The 23,316-nt window shown below is 51.4% G+C and carries 21 protein-coding genes; 12 read left to right on the top strand and 9 right to left on the bottom strand.

Annotated elements, in window-relative coordinates; translation table 11 throughout:
• Positions 1–43 precede the first annotated feature (43 nt).
• On the bottom strand, positions 44–2,965 hold the full coding sequence (locus NYE69_RS09180; RefSeq protein WP_340925917.1) for a beta-glucosidase: 2,922 nt from the start codon (positions 2,963–2,965) through the stop codon (positions 44–46).
• A 198-nt stretch (positions 2,966–3,163) separates the two neighbouring features.
• Complete coding sequence (locus tag NYE69_RS09175) at positions 3,164–4,045, bottom strand: LysR family transcriptional regulator (RefSeq protein ID WP_326044108.1); 882 nt, start codon at positions 4,043–4,045, stop codon at positions 3,164–3,166.
• A 139-nt stretch (positions 4,046–4,184) separates the two neighbouring features.
• Between NYE69_RS09175 and glf the strand changes: the two genes are divergently transcribed.
• Both glf and NYE69_RS09165 read left to right on the top strand, forming a co-directional pair.
• Positions 4,185–5,288 (top strand): UDP-galactopyranose mutase, encoded by a 1,104-nt coding sequence (glf, locus tag NYE69_RS09170; protein ID WP_340925916.1) that lies wholly within the window; start codon positions 4,185–4,187, stop codon positions 5,286–5,288.
• Positions 5,289–5,422: 134 nt separating this feature from the next.
• Positions 5,423–5,809, top strand: coding sequence for a hypothetical protein (locus tag NYE69_RS09165; protein ID WP_340925915.1), 387 nt, complete (start codon positions 5,423–5,425; stop codon positions 5,807–5,809).
• A 34-nt stretch (positions 5,810–5,843) separates the two neighbouring features.
• Here NYE69_RS09165 and NYE69_RS09160 read toward each other — a convergent pair whose 3' ends face one another.
• Complete coding sequence (locus tag NYE69_RS09160; RefSeq protein ID WP_340925914.1) at positions 5,844–6,272, bottom strand: thiol-disulfide oxidoreductase DCC family protein; 429 nt, start codon at positions 6,270–6,272, stop codon at positions 5,844–5,846.
• A gap of 378 nt (positions 6,273–6,650) precedes the next feature.
• On the opposite strand from NYE69_RS09160, the gene NYE69_RS09155 reads away from it, so the two are divergent.
• The gene (locus tag NYE69_RS09155; RefSeq protein ID WP_340925913.1) at positions 6,651–6,977 is read left to right on the top strand and encodes an IS1595 family transposase; all 327 of its coding nucleotides are present in this window, start codon (positions 6,651–6,653) and stop codon (positions 6,975–6,977) included.
• Positions 6,978–6,982: 5 nt separating this feature from the next.
• Positions 6,983–7,543: a hypothetical protein gene (locus NYE69_RS09150; protein ID WP_340925912.1), complete on the top strand. Its 561-nt coding sequence runs from the start codon at positions 6,983–6,985 to the stop codon at positions 7,541–7,543.
• Positions 7,544–8,005: 462 nt separating this feature from the next.
• Here NYE69_RS09150 and NYE69_RS09145 read toward each other — a convergent pair whose 3' ends face one another.
• Both NYE69_RS09145 and NYE69_RS09140 read right to left on the bottom strand, forming a co-directional pair.
• Positions 8,006–10,492, bottom strand: a complete 2,487-nt coding sequence (locus NYE69_RS09145) for a glycosyl hydrolase (protein ID WP_340925911.1) — start codon at positions 10,490–10,492, stop codon at positions 8,006–8,008.
• A gap of 372 nt (positions 10,493–10,864) precedes the next feature.
• Positions 10,865–11,719 carry an ATP-binding response regulator gene (locus NYE69_RS09140; RefSeq protein WP_328271979.1) on the bottom strand — a complete coding sequence of 285 codons (855 nt, stop codon included), beginning with the start codon at positions 11,717–11,719 and terminating at the stop codon, positions 10,865–10,867.
• A gap of 197 nt (positions 11,720–11,916) precedes the next feature.
• Here NYE69_RS09140 and NYE69_RS09135 point away from each other — a divergent pair, with 197 nt between their 5' ends.
• The 4 genes from NYE69_RS09135 to NYE69_RS09120 are packed head-to-tail and all read left to right on the top strand — an operon-like array spanning position 11,917 to position 15,434.
• Positions 11,917–12,831 carry a helix-turn-helix transcriptional regulator gene (locus NYE69_RS09135; RefSeq protein ID WP_340925910.1) on the top strand — a complete coding sequence of 305 codons (915 nt, stop codon included), beginning with the start codon at positions 11,917–11,919 and terminating at the stop codon, positions 12,829–12,831.
• Positions 12,828–13,655, top strand: a complete 828-nt coding sequence (locus tag NYE69_RS09130) for an NAD(P)H-binding protein (RefSeq protein WP_340925909.1) — start codon at positions 12,828–12,830, stop codon at positions 13,653–13,655. Before NYE69_RS09135 ends, NYE69_RS09130 begins: the two co-directional genes overlap by 4 nt.
• A gap of 19 nt (positions 13,656–13,674) precedes the next feature.
• A complete protein-coding gene (locus NYE69_RS09125) occupies positions 13,675–14,628 on the top strand; it encodes an ATP-binding cassette domain-containing protein (protein ID WP_340925908.1) in 954 nt (317 codons plus the stop codon).
• Complete coding sequence (locus tag NYE69_RS09120) at positions 14,625–15,434, top strand: ABC transporter permease (protein WP_340925907.1); 810 nt, start codon at positions 14,625–14,627, stop codon at positions 15,432–15,434. The genes NYE69_RS09125 and NYE69_RS09120 overlap by 4 nt, the downstream gene beginning before the upstream one ends.
• Positions 15,435–15,465: 31 nt before the next feature.
• On the opposite strand, the gene NYE69_RS09115 is transcribed toward NYE69_RS09120, so the two are convergent.
• The 3 genes from NYE69_RS09115 to NYE69_RS09105 are packed head-to-tail and all read right to left on the bottom strand — an operon-like array spanning position 15,466 to position 19,199.
• A complete protein-coding gene (locus tag NYE69_RS09115; protein WP_340925906.1) occupies positions 15,466–16,812 on the bottom strand; it encodes an MFS transporter in 1,347 nt (448 codons plus the stop codon).
• Positions 16,813–16,857: 45 nt separating this feature from the next.
• Complete coding sequence (locus tag NYE69_RS09110; protein ID WP_340925904.1) at positions 16,858–18,381, bottom strand: FGGY-family carbohydrate kinase; 1,524 nt, start codon at positions 18,379–18,381, stop codon at positions 16,858–16,860.
• A 41-nt stretch (positions 18,382–18,422) separates the two neighbouring features.
• Entirely contained in the window at positions 18,423–19,199 is a 777-nt protein-coding gene (locus NYE69_RS09105) for an SDR family oxidoreductase (protein ID WP_340925903.1), read from the bottom strand.
• 255 nt (positions 19,200–19,454) lie between these two features.
• Here NYE69_RS09105 and NYE69_RS09100 point away from each other — a divergent pair, with 255 nt between their 5' ends.
• Both NYE69_RS09100 and NYE69_RS09095 read left to right on the top strand, forming a co-directional pair.
• Positions 19,455–20,579: an ROK family transcriptional regulator gene (locus NYE69_RS09100; protein WP_240752428.1), complete on the top strand. Its 1,125-nt coding sequence runs from the start codon at positions 19,455–19,457 to the stop codon at positions 20,577–20,579.
• Between the two features lie 466 nt (positions 20,580–21,045).
• Positions 21,046–21,240 carry a hypothetical protein gene (locus NYE69_RS09095; RefSeq protein WP_128631808.1) on the top strand — a complete coding sequence of 65 codons (195 nt, stop codon included), beginning with the start codon at positions 21,046–21,048 and terminating at the stop codon, positions 21,238–21,240.
• A gap of 135 nt (positions 21,241–21,375) precedes the next feature.
• On the opposite strand, the gene NYE69_RS09090 is transcribed toward NYE69_RS09095, so the two are convergent.
• Positions 21,376–22,041 carry a GntR family transcriptional regulator gene (locus tag NYE69_RS09090; protein ID WP_128631807.1) on the bottom strand — a complete coding sequence of 222 codons (666 nt, stop codon included), beginning with the start codon at positions 22,039–22,041 and terminating at the stop codon, positions 21,376–21,378.
• Between the two features lie 173 nt (positions 22,042–22,214).
• Here NYE69_RS09090 and NYE69_RS09085 point away from each other — a divergent pair, with 173 nt between their 5' ends.
• Positions 22,215–22,748 carry a YbhB/YbcL family Raf kinase inhibitor-like protein gene (locus tag NYE69_RS09085; protein WP_340925901.1) on the top strand — a complete coding sequence of 178 codons (534 nt, stop codon included), beginning with the start codon at positions 22,215–22,217 and terminating at the stop codon, positions 22,746–22,748.
• A 36-nt stretch (positions 22,749–22,784) separates the two neighbouring features.
• On the top strand, positions 22,785–22,961 hold the full coding sequence (locus NYE69_RS09080) for a hypothetical protein (protein ID WP_340925899.1): 177 nt from the start codon (positions 22,785–22,787) through the stop codon (positions 22,959–22,961).
• Positions 22,962–23,316: the final 355 nt, after the last annotated feature.

Genomic DNA, 23,316 nt, shown 5'->3' with positions numbered 1-23,316 from the left:
CCAATCGTTAGGGGGAGGCAACTTTTAGTTGACTTAGTTTTTTCTAAAAATTTTGCGTTTCCTTCACATCAACTTTGCGAGTTTTTCGATGTGTCGTTTTATAGAATCCAAGGGTCAGCAAGCCCAGAACAACGACGTTTCCGAGTCCGAGGAGCAGCAGCCAGTACGGATACGGCGCCGCATTGATTGCCAATGCATTGCTGTTCGCAACCGTATAAAGAATATCATGGCTCGCCCTTCTCATCGCCTGTTTACCGGTATTCGTCAACGTGCTCGCTTCCGTCGGTTTGTCGCCGAGCGTGGTCATCATCAAACTATTGCCTGCCCGAATCGCAATATCGGGAACCATAAACGAAAATCTGTCATAGTCGGTAACTACCAAACCTTTGAACCCCCACTCTTCACGCAGAACCGTCGTCAGCAACCCGTAGTGCTCCCCGGCCCATGTCGTTCCGATCCGGTTGTATGCGGACATCACGGCCGTGGCCCCGCCTTCCTTCACGGATATTTCAAACGGTTTTAGATAGATTTCCCGAATGGCTTGTTCGTTTGACCAAGTTGCGACATTATAACGATTCGTGTCCTGATCGTTCATGGCAAAATGCTTAATATGAGGATACACTCCTTTAGAAAGGGCGCCTTTAACGATGGAAGCCCCCATCTTGCCCGACAAATATCCATCCTCCGAGTAATACTCAAAGCTTCTGCCGGAGAATGGCGTACGGTGAATATTCATACCCGGGGCGTACCACCCGCTGATCCGATAGATGGTAGCTTCTTTGGCCAAAGTTTCTCCCATCTTTGCAGCAAGCTCCAGGTTCCAAGTGGAGGCCAGCACAACCGCATTCATGTACTGTGTGCCTTTTACCCCTGTAAGCAGATTATTGATTCCCGCCGGGCCGTCAACATCCGTTGTAGCCGGTTTTTTTACGGATTCCACCTGCTGGGTTCCAAACCCGCCAAAGCCGATTAATTTCGCCATCTCTTCAATAGAGAGCTGCTCCAGCAAATCGTTCCATTTCGGATCGTCATATTCCAGTCCGGCTACATCTTCGAGCGTCAACCCGTGATCCGCAAACACGATGTCCGGGTCGTCCGGATTGTCGATCACCTGCTTGTAATCCAAAGCCTGAATCAGGGCTTGCGAAGCCTCTTTATCTGTGGCCCGTTCCTTAGGCAAGGTGCCTTCCCAATCCGCTCTGGACACATAGGTCAAATCGCCGTGCGCATCATCAAATACATTCGTTGCGGTCATTTGATCCGATGAACGTTTATGGCCTTCGCCGTAGACAACCGCTTCCTGAACTTCGTACGTTCTGGAATCGATCGCTTCATGAGCGTTCTTCATTAGCTTAATCTCATAAGTTCCGGCCTCAAGCACATACGCTTTGGCATTTTTGTAATCGTAAGAAGCCATGTCTTCCACCGGGATTTCCAGTTTAATCGTCTCGGAAGCTCCCGGTTCGAGGATTTCGGTTTTATCAAAAGCGCCCAGCACCACATGGGATTTTTCAATGCCGCCTTCATAATAAGGCGGAGTGTAGTATAGCTGCACGACATCCTTGCCGGCCGCATTGCCGGTATTCGTCACTTTTACCTCGACGCTAATCGTGTCGCCCGTCGTTTGATAGTCCGTAATTTCCTGTTTAAAGCTCGTGTAGCTTAAACCGTAACCGAACGGATATTGAACGGCCTTCCGATACGCCGCCTCATCCACCTTACCTGTCGCATTGTCAACATAACGGGTTTCATAATAGCGATAACCTACATAAATCCCTTCGGTATAATTGACGAAAGTGTGGAAAGTGTCGTATTCGCCAGTCATTTTTTCGATCGCTTTATGCGCCGTATTGGAGTACTTAAAGTCTCCCGTATTGTAATAGGCCGGGGAAGAGGTTGCATCATAAGCATAGGTGTCTGCCAAACGTCCGGACGGATTGACATTGCCGGCCAATACATTGCCGATACTGTTATTTCCCGTAGAACCCGGAAACCCGATCAACAAGGCGGCATCGATATCTTCATTATCCAAAAACCCTAATTCCATGGCATTCGCGGCGTTAATCACCACGATGACCTTCTCGAAACCTCTGGACGTGACCATGTTGATCAATTGTTCTTCGGCTTCCGACAATTCCAGGAAATGACGGTCCTTTGACCCGCCATATTTTGAGGTTTCAAACGGAAGATCGTCGGCTTCTCCGCCCTGTCTCGCCAAAACGATCAGGGCCACATCGGAAAATTGCTCCGCTTTGGCCAGCATTTCCTCGCTTATATCACTGATTTTCGGCTCGCTTAACGTATAATCGCCGCCAGTGAGCCTCAGGTTATTCTGCTTCTTTTTTGCAGGTGCATGGATTTTGTAAAATTCCGTCAACTCGTTGTTCACCACGAATCCCGCATTCTCCAAACCTTGCTGGAGAGTGATATTTGCGCTTTCATCACCCGCGCCGGAACCGCTTCCACCATAGAACATTCTGACGGACGCCTGGCCGAAAATATTGATATTCTTTTCTCGGGCATTGTTCACGTCCAGGGGAAGCGCATTCTGTTTGTTCTCCAAGAGCACGATCCCCTCATTTTCAATTTGTTCCGTGACAACTTTGGCTTCGGCGGTTACTTTGGGCAGCTCCGTTTCATCGATTTTCACTTTGGTTAAATACTGGTTGATAACGACATGATATTTGTACACCGCAGCGTTGAGGCCAATCACGGCGACAAGCCCTAAACTAAGCAGCGCCATGAGGGTCCTTCTTAGTCCTTTTCTTTCTGTTTTGTTCTTTCTGGCCCATCTCAAAGCGCTAATTAAAATGATCACTGGAACAATGACGACCCCAACCAGGAAGGTGATGATCGTCTTTGACACCGCCAAAAAGGAAATGCTTACAATTGTCCCGATGATCCATACCAGAAATAACGCAGACCATGCCGCAATCGTTTTTTTGCCGCTGCCTGACTTGCTCACTTCTTCGCCCCCTCTATGTAGACAAACCATTGTTAAACAATCTTAAAATTTTTTGTATGCGCCTTCATCATTGCTGATTCCGGGTACCCATAACTAAAATTACTTCATCGGCCGGCAAATAACTATCAACCATTTGTTACGGGGCGGCAACTTTTAGTTTATAACGAAAAAAGCCGTTTCGACGGGTCGTTATTTCCGTCAAAACGACTTGCATTTATCCGCTACATAGCTTTGAAACAAGGCGATTGCTTTCGATTGGATCCCTCTTTTGCGGAATACGAGATAAATATCCTGGGGGATCTTTTCCGTCAGCCGGATCCGTTTCAGGTTGTCATTGTTAAGGGAGTCCTCCACAAAATCGATCGAAACGGCCACGGCTCCATTTCGCTCGCACAGCCGATGCGCCGATATAATATTGCCGAACTCATGGATCACATTGGGGGTAAAGCCCTGTTCCAGGCATTTCTCGACAAAACCGTTTTCCTTGCCGCTGCCCGCAGCTTTAACGACCAGAGCTTCGTTCGCCAGCTCTTTGACGGAAATTTCATCTTTACCGGCCAGGGGGTGGCTTTTCGCAACGACAACGACGACTTCGCCGCGGACCAGCATCTCGAATTCGCAATCGTCCATCTCTTCGATTCCGATCACCAGCCCGACATCCGCTTCCTCCTGAAAAATCTTCGTTAAGGGATATTCGTCGGGGAATTCTTTAAGCTTGATTTGAATTTCGGGATAATGCGCCGAAAACCGATACAAAAAATCCACCGGCAAAACCGATGAGATCGAGTAGGTGATCACCACGTTTAAAGTCCCTTTTCTTCCGTTCATGATCCGAATCTCTTTTTTGATGTCTTCGATCAGGTAATGGATATGTTTGGCCCGGGCATGCAGCAGCTCGCCGGCTTTGGTCGCTTCCATCCCCCGCGGGCCCCGGTAAAACAATTCGGTCTCCAGCTCCATCTCCAACTGCCTGATGGTTTTGCTGATGCCTTGCGGAGTTATGTACAAGTCCTTGGCTGCGGCCGTAACGCTTTTTTTCTCGTAAACTTTGATAAAATATTCCAGTGCTTCGGTATTCATTCCGGCTAAAACCCCCTACATCCCCGTCCCGGACACTCATTAGCCAATAGTATAGCATAATTTTGCCGGAGCGCTGTAGTTGCCGGCGCGGGATTATGCTAAGATGTGATGGGAGTAAAACATTACAAGGAGTTTCCACATGTATGATTACTTAATCGTCGGCGCGGGTTTGTTCGGAGCCGTCTTTGCTTATGAGGCCACAGAAAGAGGCAAGAAGTGCCTGGTTATCGATAAAAGAAACCACATCGGCGGAAACGTGTATACGGAAGAGGTCGAAGGCATTCAAGTGCACAAATACGGCGCTCATATTTTTCACACCAACAGTAAAGCAATATGGGACTACGTGAACCGGTTTGCCGAATTCAACCGCTATACCAATTCGCCTATCGCCAACTACAAGGGGGAAATCTACAATCTCCCGTTTAATATGAATACGTTCAACAAATTATGGGGTGTCGCCACCCCGGATGAGGCCAAACAGAAAATCGACGAACAAAGGAAAGCCGCCGGCATTACGGAACCGGGCAACCTGGAGGAGCAAGCCATCTCTCTGGTCGGAACCGACATCTACGAAAAACTGATCAAAGGCTACACGGAAAAACAGTGGGGAAGATCCGCCAAAGAGCTGCCTTCCTTCATCATCAAACGCCTGCCCGTCCGTTTTACTTATGACAACAATTACTTTAACGACACGTATCAAGGCATCCCGATCGGCGGTTACCAGGCTATAATCCAAAAGATGCTGGAGGACGCAGACGTCAAGTTAAATGCCGATTTCTTTCATGACCGGGGAGCGTACGAAAAACTGGCCAAAAAGATCGTTTATACCGGCATGATCGACCAATATTTCGAATACGCCTACGGCGTTCTGGAGTACCGGAGTTTGCGGTTCGAGACGGCCGTATTGGGCGACACCGCCAATTATCAAGGCAATGCCGTGGTCAATTATACGGATAGAGAAACACCGTATACGCGAATCATCGAGCATAAGCATTTTGAGTTCGGAACGCAGGACAAAACGGTCATTACCCGCGAATATCCCACAGAGTGGAAGCCGGGAGACGAGCCTTATTACCCGATCAACGACGATAAAAACAATGAAATCTACAGGAAATACAAGGCTTTGGCCGACGCGGAGGCAAACGTGATCTTTGGCGGCCGGCTCGCCACCTACAAATATTACGACATGCACCAAATCATCGGCGCCGCCTTGGCTGCGGTTGATAAGGAGTTTGGAGACTAAACGACCTACTCTGTTTCTTGGATGGTCGTTTAGTACCTTGTTTTGCCGTTGGCAATGCATGAAAATGTGAGAAATGAGTATTATCGTTAGAGGTGCTGATCTCAACTTGACCTATTTTATGCGGGAGGTTTGACATGAGCGAAACAACGATCGTTAGCTTACTCATCGTATTCGGGTTGATCACGGGTTCGTTAACTTTAATTGCCGCCCTAAAGACACTCCGTGCCAACCAGAAAACCCAGCGGGAGCGTCAGGATATCTTGGACAACGGAATCCGGGCAAAAGCACTCATCCATTCCGTCCAGCAGACTTCATCCAGTATAAATGATCGTCCGGGCATCCAGCTCGATTTGACGGTTACGCAGGAGGACGGCCAGACCTTCCGGGCCACGGTGAAAACCTTTATACCCGTCGTTCACATTCCCCGTTACCAAGAGGGGGCCGTCATTGATGTAAAATACAAAATGGTTGGAAATGAACGTTTGGTCGAAGTGGAGGAGGCCTATATTCCATCCGCATAAGTGTCGAATCAATATAAGATCCCCCTTTTGAGACTCAAAACTTCCCCGCTTCATCCATGCTTAAAAATCGCTGGCGCTGCTCCGGCGTCGGCAACATGCATTCGCTGCGTTTGCCGAACCAGCGGTATCGATTGCGGGCAAATAGGCGGTAAGCCCAATCCCTGAGCGGTTTGGGGACAGCGAGGAACAGGGCCGCTCCTCTCCAGATCCCGTCCAGCTTTCGAGCGATTCGAAGTACCGCGGTGGACTCGGTGAACACCCGGTCATTTTCAATCAAAATGATCGAGTCAAGACTGGGTGCTTCCGCCCGCCCGGTGAGCAGCGACTTCGCCGCATCCGACTGCAGCGAAGCAAACCGGAAGTAACCAGCCCGATCTCTCCGAATGATGAACTGCACCGATCCGTTGCAAAAATTACATACGCCGTCAAAAAGAACGACGGCATGGTTATCCGGCTCTCTCACAGCGGGAGCCCCCTTTCAACCCGTTACATTGTCTATTGTAATATAAGATGGTTAACTTTCAGCAAGGTATTCATTTAAATTTGAATTACGGCTGAGGTGGCTGTCTATAGCGTTCGTGTCTTGGTGTCTTGGTGCTTAGTGTCTTGGTGCTTAGTGCCTTGGTGTATCTGCATGCTGCCTTGCACGATTATCCCTTTCGTTCAGAGGGGCAGAGAGGGGCTAGTGAACGGGATAAAGAAAAAAGTGAGCAGAAAAAGAAAGGGTGAAAAAATAAGGCGGTTTAGGTGAGATTTTCGGCTTGAATAGAGAACGCACGTTTGGTATAATGAAATAAATAGAACTTATGTTCGTATATTCTTAATTCGGGAGGTAAGCGATATGGAAGGCAATACGGGAACGGAACTTCAGCCATTCAGCAGCCGTTATAACAGCGAGCAAGACTGCATGGAGGCGCTAATCACGATGAAGTGGCCAAACGGCTTCGTCTGCCCCCGCTGCGCTTACACCCGGTGCAGCCGTCTGACTTCCCGGCATATCCCTTTGTTCGAGTGCGGAAAGTGCAAGCATCAAACATCGCCTTTGGTCGGCACGATTTTTGAAGGAACGCATCTCCCCCTGGTGAAGTGGTTTCAGGCGCTGGAGTTGTTCCTGCTTGAGGGCGGCATCTCGGCCCTGCGGCTGAGCAAGGTGATCCGGGTCGGCTGAGCAAGGTGATCCGGGTCACCTACAAAACCGCCTGGTCGCTGCTGCACAACATACGCCATGCCGTGGGGGAGTTCGATGCCAGGGAACTGCTTTCTGGAGACGTGAAGGTGAACAGCGATCAGTATGGGCGTAATCCGTCCCGGTGTCAGCTTTCGCATCCGTACGCCTCGGCGGTCGTAGCCGGCTGCACGGTCACGGAGTCGGGCGAGCCGGAGCAGGTCAAAATCCGCCTGGTGCCGCATAAGCGGGGAGGCGAAAAAAGGGCAGACCGTTACGATCTAACCGAGTTTATTGGCGGGCATGTGGATGTCCATACATCGGTGGTGCAGTCGTTCCCTCAGGCCTTTCGGCTGTATACGCCCTTGCGGAAAGTGGTGAGAGAGGCGTGGGAATCGCTGAAAAGTACGTATGGAGCCTTGGGACTAAAGCATCTGCAGGCGTACCTGAACGAATACACCGGACGCCGCCGTCTGCGCCTGCAAGAAGGACTTCCCGGAGCGAAACAATGCGGCAGAAGTTACTGCGCATGTGTGTGGCGATTCCGGCAATCCCTTACCGCCAGCTGATCGCGCGCCAACCGAACCAGCCCCTTGCGGCTGCAGCCTAGCCTAATAGAAATGCTTGAACGGTACAGACGTTGCTGCAAACGGATTTCAGGCTGCAGCAAGATCACGGTCTTTTCATTTTTCCTTGTGTCTTGCCTCATTCCTCCCGTCTCAGGCTTGCTTCCCTTCTCATAAACCTGTCTATGATCTTAAACAAGTTAATGATCTCGAACAGGTCTGCTTCTCCCATATCCACTTCTTCCAAATATATCCACACCCCCTGAATGTATCTTCTTCTCTGCTTCCTGATCAAACGGGATAATCGTGCAAAGCACCGGCAGGTAGATGTTAATCCCGTCGACCAACCCACCGGCCTTCCCTGACATCGGCCTTCCCTGTCCACAAGCTTCCAACGCCCTTCCGGCATTTCTTGCCAACTCCCTTTGAAAAAGCCTGACACATTTTTTGTGCCAGGCTCATTAATCAAAGGCCACTGCCTCCGTTATTTATCGAACGCGCATCGTGATACAGCGAATTGATTTTCTCCACGGAATTCTTACCCGTTAAGTATTCGGACCAGGTCATAAAGTATACATACCGGGGTTGCCGTTCCTTTAAGACCTTAGGGTCGGGCAGCTCTCCGTTTTCGCCAATGGCGATAGGTCTTCCGCCGCTGAGTTCCACCAGTTTTTCGTAATAGGCATCCTTGTAGTCGTTATTGTAGATGTCCATGGCCAGCACATCCACATAATCGTGGCCGGGATAATACGGAGCCGAGTCAAAGGCCCATTCGCTTTCCGCGTTTGGACTCCATACCCAGATCAAGTTATCCAAATGATGAACATTGGTGAACCTGTCGTACATATTGACCCATAATTGCTTGAAAAGCTCCGGACGTCCGCCCCACCAGAAAAATTCTGCGTTCATTTCATGGTAAGGCCGCCATAACACGGGAACTCCCGCATCCTTAAGCTGGGTCAGGTAACCGGCTACTTCGTCCACCTGGGCTGCCCACTGATTATACAGGTCCGTACCGGGGGTAACGATCTGCTCCATCTCCTCCTCCGTTACCTTTGCTTTTACGCTTTCCCATCCGGCAGTTTTGGGATCAAAAGGACGAATTTGGTGATAAGTCAAGGTGATCATGGCGCCGCTTTGGGCTTTGGCGATGGCGGTATTAATCATCTTTTGTCTTAAGCCCGCAAAGTCGCCGCCCGTATAATAGGCAAAATCGGAACCCCATAAGGCAGGATAAACGCCGGTTATTTCGGCTGCTTTATTGTACCAGTTGGAGGGGTCCTCATAGTAATTGTGCTGTCCTGTAAAAATACCGTTCCCCGTGGTGTCATACAATCGCTCCAGCAGAGATAGCGCCTCGGCGGAGGCATCCGGGTTAGAGGCTCTCACAGAGCTTGTGGCTGCCCGCAAAACCGCTCCCTCCGAAACCAGGTCTCCTTCGCTGACCGCTTTTATTTCAATGTCATAAGCCGTTTCCGGAGATAAGCCTTCCAGTTTATAGGAATAAGACGTCTGCCCCTGGACAACGGGAACCGTTACCGTCCGCCATTCCTCATTTCCCCCCTCTTCCTTATAGGATACCGTATAAGCCTTGACTCCATAAGGTCCTTCCGACGCCTCCCACTCCAGGTCCGCCGATACCCAGTCCGTTCCGTTTACTTTGGCATTGGCCGGGACGCTGGGTTCGAGGTTTGCAGGAAGCTCAGGCAGGGCCCCTACAAAAACATCATCCATAAACATGTCTACGCCCGTCGTATTCCACATGGCCAGCCTCATTAGCTTGTCGCCGCTTCCGGAATGAATTCGCTCTTCGGTCTTGGTCCATTCCGTGCTGACCGGGGCAGTTATCGGCACCTTGGTTTCCGTTGGCCCGAATAAGCTGAAATCTAGCCCGAAGCTTGTGACCGGCTCGCCGGCAAACCGGGTCCAAAAGCTGACCAAATAGGTGGTATCAGGCGTTACGTTCATTTTCTTGGTGCCGCCGCCGGTCAGATTTTTGATCTTCAGGACGTATTGACCGCTGTGCGGATGGTCCGTGGTAACCTCAAGGTTTTTCCATACCTCCCAAGGGGATACGGAACCGGTCTCAAGCCCCGGATTTTCCACCAGGTTGGGACCCGGTGTGGCTTCCAGCCCAATAACGGCATCCGAGATGTTGCCCGCCTCGTCCACGGCAGTCAGCTTGAGGGCATAAACCTGATAGGCTTCCAGATTTTCGAGGCTATAGGTGTACTCGGTTTGTCCCTCCACATGGGGAACGGTCACGGTTTGCCAGCCGGAATCCTCCGTTTTCTTGTAGGAAAGCTGGTATGCCTCCACGCCGGAATCATCCGTAGAACCTGCCCAGGTCAGCTTAAGGCCGTTTTGAATATGCTCCGTCTCCAATGCTCCGGGTGCGGTTGGCGGTTCCTCGTCCGCATATTCCCGAATCACCGCATCGTCAATAAAATAATCGACCGCCGTGTTATTCCAAAAAGATACCCGGGCATACTGCACGCCTGCAGCGGGGGTAAATAAAATTTGTTGATACTCCCAGTCCGTCGATCCGGAGAATTTCAGGCTTTCTTTTCCCTGCTGGGAACCGAAATACTCCATCGAAATCGTATGGCTGGTCACGCCGGTGCCGGCAAATTTAACCCATACGCCGATCCGGTATGTTTTTCCGGCCTTAACGGCCACGGATTGGGAAGCTCCGCCCGTATTTCGTTTCACCTGAAGCGACTGGTTTCCGCTATGTTTTTCCGCCGTCGTAACCACCGGGTTGCCCCACTTCTCCCAAGCGGTATCCCCGGCTTCAAATCCGGGATTCGTCAGCAGATTCTCCCCTGCCGCCAAGACCTTGCCCGGCGCTGCAGCGATGGCGATTACCGTTGTCGCCAGAATGACCGCCAAAAACACAGCCGCCATCCGTAAAAAAGTTGCTTTGGACCTTGCGCGTAACTTACTCGCCATGGTTGTTTTCCTCCTCTTATGGAAAAAGATAACTTTCTTAAGGCAAGTAGGTATTTCGCCAAAATGCGTCATTTTCCTTCATATTCCAATCAATCGCAGTTATATTAGGCGTATAGTCCCACGACGCTGTATCTCCTGAACGAGTGATTCCTCATCTAATTGGAGATATCCAATAGAATTGAGAATTGTGCGGCAAATGCGGCAGCTTGATTGGATATTTCCAATAGATTAGCTCGGCAGGGCGCGAAACGGACGAATTGGGCGAAATCTATTGGATTTTTCCAATAAGAGCTCAATGTGGCGGTCGATTCCGGCAATCTATTGGATTTTTCCAATGGAAGGTGAAGAGACGATCGGGTTTTGGATATTCGCTTATGCTTTGGCTTTTAGCCTTACGGTGAAGGTTGACCCCTGGCCCGGTTCGCTCCGGATCGTGATGGAGCCGCCGGCCAGCTCAATGACGCGCAGCGAAAGCGCGAGCCCAAGCCCGTTGCCCCCGCCGGAATGGGAGGTATCTCCTTGATAAAATTTATCGAAAATATGCTTCATCGTCTCCTCGTCCATGCCGCAGCCGGTGTCGGTTATGGATACCGTCACGTGATCCTTATCCGAGACTTGCGTTAAGGTAATGGTTCCCCTGGGTTCCGTAAATTTCAGCGCATTGGAAAGCAGGTTATGCCATACAATCTCCAACATGCTTGCATCGGCATGGACGATCGCGCGATCCTCGATATCAGCCACAAACTCAATCCCTTTCCGCTCCCATTCATTCTCAAAGGTAAGCGCACAGTCGCTGAGCTGGCGGCACAGGTCAAAAGGCTCGGTAGCCGGCGTGATCTCCTGATTTTCCAGCTTGTTGAGCTTTAAAATATTGGTCACCAGCGCCGTCAGTTTTTTGGAGGCGGCGATGAGATCGATCGGTTTAACCATATAATCGTCAATGCCGACCCGAAATCCCCGCTGCTTGGAGGAAATATCGTCACGGGCCGTCATAAACAAAATCGGGATGTTCTTGTTGAGATCCCGCACGGTTTCGGCAAATTCATAACCATCAATTTCCGGCATCATGATGTCGGAAATGATCAGGTCGTACAGATTGTTATACATCAAATCATAGGCCTCCCGCGGGTTCAAACACCCTTTCGCGGCGTATCCATGATCACTTAAATAACTGCAAACAATTTGATTGAGCTTTATATCATCCTCCACAACAAGTATATTAATCATAAAAAAACCTCATTTCTCCGCAAGCGGGATCATCATAACAGGCAAATGTTAAAGAAATGTTTGCGGACTTAATATCAGATTATCTTGGATGAACAAATGTTGCATCTCCAACCCTGACAACCATGTTGTCAGAATTATTAGTATAGGATCGTTCTCAGATGACCTGCACAAGTTTATCGGCAGAGGAGGCGATGGCCGTGAGATTGGACCGTTTGCTCGGAATCACGCTGGAGTTGATGGCTAAAAAAAGGGTGACCGCCGCGCAGTTGGCCGGCAAATTCGAAGTGTCGGTGCGCACCGTCTACCGTGACGTCGAATTGATCAACCAGGCCGGCATCCCGGTCGCCTCGTTCACCGGTGCGGATGGCGGATTCGAGCTGATGAACGGATTTTTCCTGACGCGGCAGCACTTCTCGCTCGAAGACTTGTCGGTGATCTATTCGCTTTTGAAGGCGATGGAAGGAGCGATGGGCGGGGCGGCGGCATCGGCGAAGCGGAAGCTGGCCAGCCTGCATCCGGCGCTGGCGAATGAAGGAAGCCATGAAGCCGTCATTCTTAGCATGAACGCGCCGGAATCCGAGCGGGACAACGTCCGGCGGCTGTTCCAGGCCATCCGGCAGTCGCGCGTGGTCGAACTGGCTTACACTAGCGCAGCCGGCACGCCAACCGAGCGCAGCGTAGAACCGCTGAATCTGCTGTGGGAAAACGGCGTCTGGTATCTGGAAGGGTATTGCCGCTTGCGCCAGGCGAAAAGGTATTTCCGCCTATCGCGGATCGTCCGCCTCGAGGTGTCGGAAGCGGCGTTCGTCCCCCGGTCTATTCCGAACGAGCCGGAGCAGGAAGAAACGCCGGGGATCCGGGTCCATCTTCGCTTCGCTCCCTCGGCGCGCACCCGCGTGCTCGAGCAATTTCCGGGCGAATGTACGTACCTTGGGGATTATATCGACGTGCATACAACCTTTTATACGAAGGAGTATGCGCTTTCGGTCATCACCAGCTACGGAACGAAGGTCGACATCGTGTCGCCGGGCGAACTGCGGGACGACATTGTCGCCCATCTCGAAGCCATCCGTCGGCATTACATGAACAAACAAGGAGGAGATGAAACATGACGATTTTGGTGACAGGCGCAACGGGAACGGTCGGACAACATGTAACGGATTTACTGGTGAAGCGGGGAATGTCCGTGCGGGCATTAACGCGGAATCCCGGGCAAGCGAAGGCGAAGCTGCCGGAAGGCGTGCAGATCGCCGCGGGCGACCTGATGAAGCCCGAAACGCTGCGGGAGGCGATGCAAGGCGTGGAGGCGTTATTTCTGATCACCTCCAGCGACGAGCCCGAAGCTGACCTTGATACCGACCCGCAAGTGGTGGCGCTGGCGGAGGCCGCCGGCGTGAAACGGGTCGTCGTGTTGGTCGGCTTCGCAGAAGGACCGGTCGAGGCAGCGCTGCAGGCCAGCAGCATGCAGTGGACGCTGGTGAAGCCGGCTGAATTTATGGCCAACGTGCTGGCGGATTGGCGGGATATGATTCGCACGGAAGGCGTTGTGCGGGAATTTTACGGCGGGGCGCTGAGCGCGCGGGTGCACGAAGGAGACATCGCCGCGGTCGCCGTCCGGGCACTGCTGGAAGACGGCCATCACGGCCGGACGTATGCGCTGACCGGTCCCGAAGCGCTGACGCGCAAGGAAGCGGTGCGCACGATCGCGGCCGCCATCGGGAAGGACATCCCATTCGTCGAGCTGTCGGAGGAAGAGGCGCGGCAGCAATGGCGGGACCAGGGCTATGACGAGGAGAGCGTCGAGTTTTTCGTGCAGATGGCGAAAAACACGCCCGAAGCCGGCTACACCGTGCTGCCGACGATCCTGCAGGTGCTTGGGCGGCCGGCCCGCACGTTCGCCGAGTGGGCGAAGGAACATAAGCAGGAGTTTCTGTAGAACGGAGGAAGCGTGTAAAATGAACTTCGCCATCGAAGCGCACAATTTGCGCAAATCGTTCCGGACGCATGAGGCGGTGCGGGGAGTGGATCTGGCCATTCGGCAAGGGGAGTTGTTCGCGCTGCTCGGCCCAAACGGGACCGGCAAGACGACGACGATCCGCTTGCTGACGACGCTGCTGCGTCCGGACGGCGGATCGGCGCACGTCTGCGGCTGCGACGTCGTGCTGGACGCCGCTGAAGTGCGCAGGCGCATCAGCGTCACGGGGCAATACGCCGCACTGGACGAAGCGTTGACGGGCGTCCAAAATTTAATGCTGTTCGCCGGGCTGTACGGCTATTCGATCAAGGAGGCCCGCGCGCTCGCCGCGGAGCTGCTCGAATCGTTTGGGCTTGCGGAGGCCGGCGGGCGGCCGGTCGCAACGTACTCCGGCGGCATGCGCAGGCGGTTGGACCTGGCCGCCGGCATCCTCTCGCAGCCCGAGGTGCTGTTCCTCGACGAGCCGACAACCGGATTGGACCCGCAGAGCCGGCACGAACTGTGGGACATGGTCCGCCGTCTGGTGAAACAAGGGACAACCGTGCTGCTGACGACGCAGTACCTGGAAGAAGCCGATCGGTTGGCTGACCGGATCGGATTTATCGCCGAGGGGCGGATCATCGCCGTCGGCACGCCGGAACAGCTCAAAGCTTCCAGCGGCGGCAAGACGCTGACGGTCCGGCTCGCGGCGGGAACCGATCCCGCCGGCGTCTGCGGCCTGCTCGCAAGCGAGCATGGGGTGGCCGGCCAAGCGAACGAGGATGGGTCGATCGTGAAAGTAGCTGTACAGGAAACCGGGCTGGCGCACGCCGTTATCGGCACGCTGCTTGGCCACGGGGCGGCGATCGACGATTTTACCCTGGGCGACCCGAGCCTCGACGACGTGTTCTTCGCGCTCACCGCGACTCGCGGAAAGGAGGCATCGTCAGCATGAATATCACCCAGGCAACCGGAGCGAGGAAGCCGCGCCGCAGTCCGGGCGGTCTCGCCGCGACAGTGCTGTTCATGCGAAGAACGCTGAATCACATGCGAAACAACGGCTTCGGCTTCGCCATGGAGGCGGTCTTGTCGCCGATCGTCATGCTGCTCATCTTCGCCTTTTTGTTCGGCGGGGCGATCGCCGGTTCCGTCACGGAGTACATCCAGTACCTGCTGCCGGGCATTCTCGTGCTGACGGTGGTACCGATGACGGTATACAGCGGTACGACGTTATGCACGGATATCGCCAAAGGCGTCTACCATCGTTTCCGCACGATGCCGTTTTGGCAGCCCGCCGCCATTTGGGGTTCGGTTGCGGCCGATAGCTTGCGTTATTTGGCCGCGATGCTCGTCGTTCTGGCGGTGGGTTTTACGCTCGGATTCCGGCCGGACGGCGGTGTCGCCGGTACCATTGCGGCCGCATTGTACGTGCTTTTCTTCGCTTTCGGCGCGAGTTGGGTGTTTGCGCTGATCGGCAATGTGGCCAAGCAGCCGGAAACGGTATCGGGCACAAGCATGATGATCGTGTATCCGCTTCTTTTTGCCAGCAATGTGCTCGTCGACACGTCGACCATGCCCGGATGGCTGCGGACGGCGGTTGATTTCAATCCGATCAGCATCGCCATCCAGCTGACAAGGGAGCTGCTGCATGGCACGGCCGGCGCGTCCGCCCTGACGTCCGGCATCGGCGCCGGTCTGCTCCTGATCGCCGTCTTCGCGCCGCTAACAGTGTACGTTTACTTAAGAAAGCAGCTGCGGTAAAAAGGGAGGCATTTCGCCTCCCTCAGGCCAATTAAAAACCAACCGCATTCCCCCCGGATATCGCCCGGCGCCGTTCCAGCTCCGCATCCATTTCCGCACGCTTGCCGTCAAGCTTATAGAACCAAACGGTAATTCCAATGAAAATGCAGATGATTAGCGGAATCCATATAAACGTTAATTCAATATATTTTAAAGCGGTTGCCGTTTGCGCGGCGTTCGGAACATAACCGCCCATATTCAGAATAACCCCGATTAAAGCGCTGGCCAGCCCCATGCTTCCTTTGACGAAAAAGCCTTGGAAAGCCGCAATCATACCGGAAATGCTTCGGTTCTTTTTATATTCCGAATAATCGATGACATCCGGCTGAATCGCGAACGTGACGCCGAAGATGCCGTAAATACCGAGCCCGGTGATCGCCAGTCCCGCGATCAGCAGCAAGGCGGACGACTTTCCAAAATAAAGGATTAAATCCCCCGCAATATAAATGGCGATGCTTAGAAGCATGACATTTTTCTTGGATATCCGCTTTTGCAGCCAAGGTAAAATAAGCAGCATCGGCAGCCCGGACAATATGCCGAACAGGCCGACAAAGGTGAGCCAGTCCGTCCGCTCGAGATTGTACGTAAAATAATAGATGACGGTCGTATTTCGGATGACAAACAGCGCAAAATAGAGGAAATTCACGATAAAGAACAAAATGCTCTGATCCGTCAATCCTTTCAGGTCTTCTTTAAAAGAAGACTTCCCGGGCGCCACGGTCGGAGGGACAACCTCTTTTGTGTTCATAAAGGTGAAAATAAATATGAACATGGCCGCAATGCCGTAAAGGCTCGTCGTGAGTAAATAGCCTTTTTGCGCGTCTCCTTGGCCAAAGGAATTTACTAACGGTGTTGTAATGGACATCACTAAAGCCGTCCCAATCAGCGCGCAGATCATTCTGGTGGACACCAGCCAGTTTCGCTCGTGATTATCTGCGGTTAATCTGGGCACGATCGTGTTTAACGGTATATTGACAACCGTATAGGCAATGTTTAACAAGGTAAACGAGAAATAGGCCCAAATCAGTTTTCCGGTCATATCAACATCGGGAACCACAAACGTCAAGATGGTAAATACCGTAAAAGGAACGGCGCCGATCAGAAAATAGGGTCTTCCTTGCCCCCATCTCGTTTTCGTGCGATCCACCAACAAGCCCATGCCCGTATCCGCAAAAGCATCGATGATTTTGGTTACCAGCATTAAAGTGCCCGCGGCAGCGGCCGTGATTCCGAAGACATCCGTATAAAAAATCATCAAATAAGAGGCCATGGTGCTGAATACCAGGTTGCACCCTAAATCGCCAACCCCATAACCGATTCTAGTTTTCCATTTATTCATTGGCTCACCTGTCCTTTTTCAGCAATTTAGGATTCCGACTTGGCTTCAAGAAAGTTGTGTCAGCGTTTTCATATCATGCTTTAAATGTTGATAAACCGATTTGTAGACCTCGTAATAACCGTTATATTTTTCGCGGTTTTGTGGATTAGGCATCACTTTCTCGTCCAAAACCGGCCATTTCTTCACATCTTCGTAAGTAAGCAGGCCTGTTCCGATTCCGGCCAGCATGACATCGCCCATATTCGCTTCAACATCATGCACCGGACAGACCACCGGATAACCGGTCACATCGGCAAAGATTTGCCGCCACAGTTTGGACTTCGTTACACCGCCGGCAATCAGGATATACTCGCCGAGGTTTTCTCCGGTGGCTTCCATCGCATCTCTTAAAGAAAAAGCAACCGCTTCCAGGAACGCCCGGTAAATATGCGCTTTGGTATGCGCCAACGAAAGTCCGACGATCGTTCCTTTGGCGTCCGAATCCCAAATCGGGCTTCTCTCCCCCATAAAATAAGGAAGCACGATCAGCCCTTCGCTGCCGGCCGGGATTTGGGCCGCCTGCTCATTTAACACATCGTATGCGTTTTTCCCGCCGGCTTTTTCCGCTTCAAGTTCAAATTGGCACAACGTTTGCCGGAACCATTTCACGATCGCTCCCGCTGTCGCCCCGCCGGCGAAATAGTAGGATAGTTTTTTGGCATTGTATAAATAAGGCCAAACGATGAGGTCTTTTCGCTTTAGCGGTTGATCGGAAATAAACGCCGCACACATCGAAGTTCCAATAGCCGCCGCATAAACCCCGGGTTCCAATACACCAAGACCGATATTGGCGGCGCCGCAGTCAATCCCGCTGGCGATCACCGGAATTCCTTCGGAAAGACCCAATTCAGCCGCGGCTTCCTTGGTTAATCCGCCGACGATATCCGTGGATTCCACGAGATTTTCCGGCATCATGGACAACGGAATGCCCATGGCGATCATCATTTCTTGCGACCAGGTTCGGGCATTCATATCAAAAATGCCGCCGATATTGCCCGCGGAAGAATAGTCAATGGCAATGTTCCCGGTCAGTTTATAGATGACATAATCATTAGGCGGGAGAAAAAGCTTGGTTTTCCGCCAATTTTCCGGTTCATGGCGTTTCATCCATAATATTTTCGTATAGCCGTAATAAGGGTCGGCTCCATTATGGGTAATTTCCAGCAGCTTTTCTTCGCCAATATGCTCCAACACCCATTTTGTTTCCTCTTCCGCTCTGCGGTCCATCCAAATCATGCACGGCCGGACCGGTTCCATGTTGTTGTCGAGGGGAACTCCAGAGCCTCCGTACAGACCGCTGATCGCGATACCGCGAATTTTTTCCGCCGGAATTCCCGATTTCCGCACTGTATTTTTAATCGACGCCTTCGCCGCCTCCAGCCACACATCGGGCCACTGCTCCGCCCATAAGGGCTTTGGGGTCAATACGTCGTATTCCTGTAAATCCTGGGCGACCACATTTCCGCTTGTATCCGCCAATATCGTTTTCGTGCCCGACGTTCCAATATCCGTTCCCAGTAAATAGTGCATGCGTTAGTCTCCTTTCGCAATGGCCGGATTTTTACAATCCGTTAAATACAAGTAAAAGCACCGTCGATGACAAAATCGGCTCCCGTCGTAAAGCTGCTGGTGTCTCCCGCAAGATAAACGCAAATGGACTGCAACTCTTCCGGTTTCCCCATGCGCTTCAGCGGCGCTACGCTATTCCATTGTTCAATCAACGGCTTCAGGCTCGGAGAGTTCAATGTAAGCTCTGTTCCGATATATCCGGGGCTGATGCAATTCACGCGCACATTTCTTGCCGCCCATTCCACAGCCAGCGATTTGGTGAGCTGGATCACCCCCGCTTTGGAGGCGTTGTAGGAGCATTGCGGTTGCGGCACATTCACAATATGTCCCGACATCGAAGCCGTATTAATGATCGAACCGCCGCCTTGTTTTAACATGACCTTTCCAGCTGCCTGCGCGGTCAGAAATACCCCGGTCAGGTTGATGTCGATCACCTTTCTCCACTGGTCGTACGTCATTTCCTCGGCCGGGACATTCAGGCAAATTCCGGCGTTGCAGAAGGCCACATCCAAGCGTCCGAAAACGTTCAGCACTTCTTCGATCATGGCGTCCACTTCTTCAGGTTTGGTTACATCCGCTTGAATTGCAAACGCTTTAATTTTATGGCCTTTTTCAAGCTCCGCAGCTGTCTTTCTGGCCTCTGCGATATCCAGGTCCACAATCGCCACATCCGCTCCCGCTTCGGCAAAGGCGGTGGCCACGCTTTTACCGATTCCTCTTGCCCCGCCGGTAACAAAAATTTTCTTCCAGTCCAATCTCATTTTTTCAATGATGCCCATTTAGATGTCCTCCTGTTAAATAAAATTATTTTGTAAAATCATTTTATAAAACATGTTTATATAATATAACCGTTTTTTGTGGCCGTCAATATGCGTAAATCGGCTGAACCTTAAGACAAGCTGTAAGCATCCTGCAAAAACCATGCAAATATCCCGCCAAAGTTGTTGCCGTATAAGCTGCTATGATATAGTTAAACTAGGATTACATAAATCTTTTTTGCAAAAGTATTTTATAAAAATATGAGGTAAGATTTCATGGACCATAACACCGCAGTTAAAGATATAAAAAAGAACAATTACTCGGCGATTTACCATCTCATTTATCAACATGGAAAACTTTCAAAACAGGAAATCGCCAACCAGCTGCATTTGAGCTTGCCGACCGTTACGCAAAATCTGGTGCGTTTGGAAGAGGAAAAACTGATCGAGAAAAGCGGGTTGTTTGAATCTTCCGTCGGCCGGCGCGCAGCCGCTTATGCCATATGCCCCCAAGCCCGGATTAGTATCGGCGTGGAAATTCAGAAAGAGTCCGTGCGGATCTTGGCGGTTGATTTGCTTGGCACCGTCTTTCGGCAAATGGAATTGCCGCTTGGCTATGCCAACGGGGACCGTTATTACAAAGAGCTAAGCGATGCCGTGCAATCCTTCATCTCGTCTCTGGATGTGCCGGAAGATCGGGTGCTCGGCATCGGGTTTGGCGTGCAAGCCTTAACCTCCGCCGATGGACAAAAAATCACTTACGGAAAGATTTTGGATTGCACCGGGTTGGAGATTGATGTGTTTGCACGGCATCTCAAGTATCCTTGCATGTTTGTGCATGATGCCAAGGGAGCCGCGGCTGCAGAACTGTGGGTTAGAAATGACATTGGTGACGCGGTCTACCTGTCGGTTGGAAGGCATCTAGGGGGCGCCATTATCATCAATGGCCAAATTGAGATGGGCAAAGAAGGACATAGCGGAACGGTGGAACATATGACGATTGAGCCAAACGGCGCTCCTTGTTACTGCGGCAAGAAGGGCTGTATGGAAACCCGCTGCTCGGTAAGCGCGCTGTTGGAAGAAGGGGAAACCTTGGATTCTTTCTTCCGCCAAGTACGTTCCGGGGTTTCTCCTTACGCGGAGCGATGGGATGCGTTTTTGGATTACCTGGCTTTTTCGATCAACAATATCCACCTGGTCATCAACCGGGAGTTTATTTTGGGCGGCCATATTTCTCCTTACTTAAAGCAGCAGGATATCGACATTTTGCATGAGAAAGTTGATGAAAGAACGGCGTTTCCCAGCCATGAACCCTTTATTCATATCAGCCGTTCCCCGGAAAACGGTGTGCCTATAGGCGCCGCGCTCCCCTATATTCAATCTTTTTTGAATTCGATTTGATACGTTCGCTGAATATACAACCAAGGGCATCGGGATTTTTCAATCCCAATGCCCTTGGAGTTTATTTATTCGGTGAGACTATCGTTAGATTTTCCCTTCGCTGCGCAGCCACTCCACCGTGTCAGCGATGGTTTAGCTGCATCTGTTCCGGCGTCAAAATGTTCTCGACCCGCGGGGCGCCGCTGGCTTCGCTGGTCAGGTCGAACATCCGCCGCATCGATACCATCTCATTGCTCAAAATATCCCCCGCTTGCGGGAAATATTATTCCCCAAAAATCCGGCCGCCCCCGTCAGCAAATAAATCGTATCTCTCATCCGGTTATCTCCTCTCCTATCCCGAAGTCAATGTTGTTTTTATCTGCCTCCTACCTTACTGAGAATTTGTTTATGAATTACTTCAGAAATGTTTGAGAAATGCTAATAAACGAAAAATGTGAAAAGACAAAATTTCTTAGGAGGTCCCCTTATGAACGACAGTGAAAAAGCAGAAAACCAGCTCGAACAGGCAAAGGCCAAAGACTCGACCGATGGAGGACGAACGAAGGCGTTTATGACGAAGGACGCGTGGAATCAAGACGGCAATCCCGCCGCGGCTGTTGACGAGTTTGGTCCGGAGATGGAACAGGAAGACCCGCCGACACATAACGGGAGGCCGATGTAGTTAAGCCGTCGGGGAGGTTGAATTGTGTACTAAATTTCGGCGCCGGCAGATAAAGGAGCAGTTGCCATAAAGCAAACTGCTCCTTTTTTTGCTAAATGTCTATGAGTAAAGGTGGCATTCGTAGGCTTAATCCGTTTATCGGTTGTCTAACAGGATATCCGCGGTGAGTTGGATGTGCGCTCTAAAGATCTCGACGGCACGATCGCTGTCGCGGCTAAGAACGGCATCGGTTAATGCCTTATGCTCGGCGCGGCCATCGCGGGTGGGCTGCTGTTGGCTCGACCAATGCCGATAAAATTCGCTCAAATCCCAAAGGCGTTTGCAGATATCCAGGAGAATCGGGTTTGGACATGCGGCGATAAGTTCGTAATGAAATTGACGGTGGATGTCAGACCACTCCTCGCGAACGGCAAGCTTTTGATTCACTTCCTTGTACTCGGGCGTTTGCGATAATTTGTGGTGAACGGCGATTACATTGGATTCCCATGTGAGATCGCCATGGGCGATGGACAGGCGTAATGCTGCGGATTCGTTGATCGAACGCGCCTCTATGATGCTATTCAGTTCTTCTTCCGACACTGTCTTCACGGAAAATCCGTGATTCGGGTTTTGCAAGATGAGGCCTTGGGTCGCCAACCGGGTCAGTGCTTCTCGCACGACGGCAACCGAGACATCGAAACCTTGGGCTAACTCCGAAACGGTTAATGAAGATCCCGGTTCATATTGTCCGGACAGAATATCGGACTGCAGTTTCTTTCTGACATTTTCGCTTAAAGTGGACGAACCGTTTCTTTTGGCCATGAAGCCAGCACCATCCTTTATACAAATCGGGAATATACGTTTAAATAGTTTACACCAAATCTATAAAAAAACAAACACTAAATTCGATAGTTACAATATTAAACGATTTATATTTACAAAATCGATTCTTATGAATATAATCGAATTATTCTTTGATAAGGAGGTCATTTACAGTGAGCAACAACCCATTTGCCAAATTGCCGGAAGTCGCAAGCTTCAAGGTAACAAGTAACGATATTGTTGAGGGCCTTCCTCTACCGCCTCAGCAATACTCGGAGATGTCAGGAGTAGAGGGCGGCAAAGATCTTTCGCCCCATTTGAAATGGTCGGGTGCGCCCGAAGGAACGAAAAGTTTCGCCGTAACCGCGTATGACCCGGACGCCCCGACCGGATCGGGCCTCTGGCACTGGGCCGTCATCAACATCCCGGCCAGCGTCACCGAACTGCCGACCGGCGCAGGCGACGAGCATGGCAGCGGCTTGCCGCAAGGCGCCTTGCAACTGCCGAACGATTTGCGGCTCGAACGGTTTATCGGTGCAGCGCCTCCTGCGGGACACGGCCCTCATCGGTATTATTTTGTCGTTCATGCGCTGGATGTCGAGAAAATCGGCGTCGACCCTAGCGCCACGCCGGCTCTCTTAGGATTCACCATGCTGGGCCATACGCTGGGGAGAGCCGTTCTCGTGGCAACAGGGGAAATCAAGTAACCCAAGTCGTTTGGGGGAGGAATAGGATAGGAGACGATGGTAACGTCCAATGCTCCAAGCGAAGCAGCGTCAAGTACGGAGGAAACGGTGAAGCTGAACGATCCGCTTCATCAAAGTGTGTGCTCCATGTGCCACCAGCCAATTAAAATTTTGAAGCATACGATCATTTGCGGCTGCGGGAGCAAAATCAAAAACAAAATCAAATTCAAATAACTCGAGAAAAAGCTTATCCTTGTATGTCAAGGATCACTTTGAAAAAAAAGAGTTAGGCCACATTTAAGAGATGGTCCCTGTATTGTACAGGGACCATCTTTTTTAACCCATTGGTGCTACTTCTTACGCGACGCTTTTCATTTTAACGATTTGCTTTAATGGTCCTCATAATCAGTCCGCATCCGTGTTTGACGTATTCGATGTTGTCTCTGGTATGTATTGAGGATAATAAAGGTAAGATAGCAATTAAGGGTGGCAGAAATAATCATGATGATCCGGTGATTGGTTTGAGACTGTCATTCAAGCTAAGAAAAGCGGCAAGTGGGATGTATGAAAAAGATAATTAAAAATATCA

This window comes from Paenibacillus sp. FSL R5-0527, from assembly GCF_038008055.1.
In the GTDB taxonomy this organism is placed as follows: Bacteria; Bacillota; Bacilli; order Paenibacillales; family Paenibacillaceae; genus Fontibacillus; species Fontibacillus macerans.
The sequence above is the reverse complement of the archived record's forward strand: the minus strand, read 5'-3'. Positions and strand labels throughout refer to the sequence as shown.

What these genes read in the sequence shown, in the direction of transcription:
- NYE69_RS09175 (WP_326044108.1), bottom strand. Translation starts at nt 4,045, where the DNA reads ATGAATACCGAAGCACTGGAATATTTTATCAAAGTTTACGAGAAAAAA.
- glf (WP_340925916.1), top strand. Translation starts at nt 4,185, where the DNA reads ATGTATGATTACTTAATCGTCGGCGCGGGTTTGTTCGGAGCCGTCTTT.
- NYE69_RS09165 (WP_340925915.1), top strand. Translation starts at nt 5,423, where the DNA reads ATGAGCGAAACAACGATCGTTAGCTTACTCATCGTATTCGGGTTGATC.
- NYE69_RS09155 (WP_340925913.1), top strand. Translation starts at nt 6,651, where the DNA reads ATGGAAGGCAATACGGGAACGGAACTTCAGCCATTCAGCAGCCGTTAT.
- NYE69_RS09145 (WP_340925911.1), bottom strand. Translation starts at nt 10,492, where the DNA reads ATGGCGAGTAAGTTACGCGCAAGGTCCAAAGCAACTTTTTTACGGATG.
- NYE69_RS09140 (WP_328271979.1), bottom strand. Translation starts at nt 11,719, where the DNA reads ATGATTAATATACTTGTTGTGGAGGATGATATAAAGCTCAATCAAATT.
- NYE69_RS09130 (WP_340925909.1), top strand. Translation starts at nt 12,828, where the DNA reads ATGACGATTTTGGTGACAGGCGCAACGGGAACGGTCGGACAACATGTA.
- NYE69_RS09125 (WP_340925908.1), top strand. Translation starts at nt 13,675, where the DNA reads ATGAACTTCGCCATCGAAGCGCACAATTTGCGCAAATCGTTCCGGACG.
- NYE69_RS09120 (WP_340925907.1), top strand. Translation starts at nt 14,625, where the DNA reads ATGAATATCACCCAGGCAACCGGAGCGAGGAAGCCGCGCCGCAGTCCG.
- NYE69_RS09115 (WP_340925906.1), bottom strand. Translation starts at nt 16,812, where the DNA reads ATGAATAAATGGAAAACTAGAATCGGTTATGGGGTTGGCGATTTAGGG.
- NYE69_RS09110 (WP_340925904.1), bottom strand. Translation starts at nt 18,381, where the DNA reads ATGCACTATTTACTGGGAACGGATATTGGAACGTCGGGCACGAAAACG.
- NYE69_RS09105 (WP_340925903.1), bottom strand. Translation starts at nt 19,199, where the DNA reads ATGGGCATCATTGAAAAAATGAGATTGGACTGGAAGAAAATTTTTGTT.
- NYE69_RS09100 (WP_240752428.1), top strand. Translation starts at nt 19,455, where the DNA reads ATGGACCATAACACCGCAGTTAAAGATATAAAAAAGAACAATTACTCG.
- NYE69_RS09095 (WP_128631808.1), top strand. Translation starts at nt 21,046, where the DNA reads ATGAACGACAGTGAAAAAGCAGAAAACCAGCTCGAACAGGCAAAGGCC.
- NYE69_RS09090 (WP_128631807.1), bottom strand. Translation starts at nt 22,041, where the DNA reads ATGGCCAAAAGAAACGGTTCGTCCACTTTAAGCGAAAATGTCAGAAAG.
- NYE69_RS09080 (WP_340925899.1), top strand. Translation starts at nt 22,785, where the DNA reads ATGGTAACGTCCAATGCTCCAAGCGAAGCAGCGTCAAGTACGGAGGAA.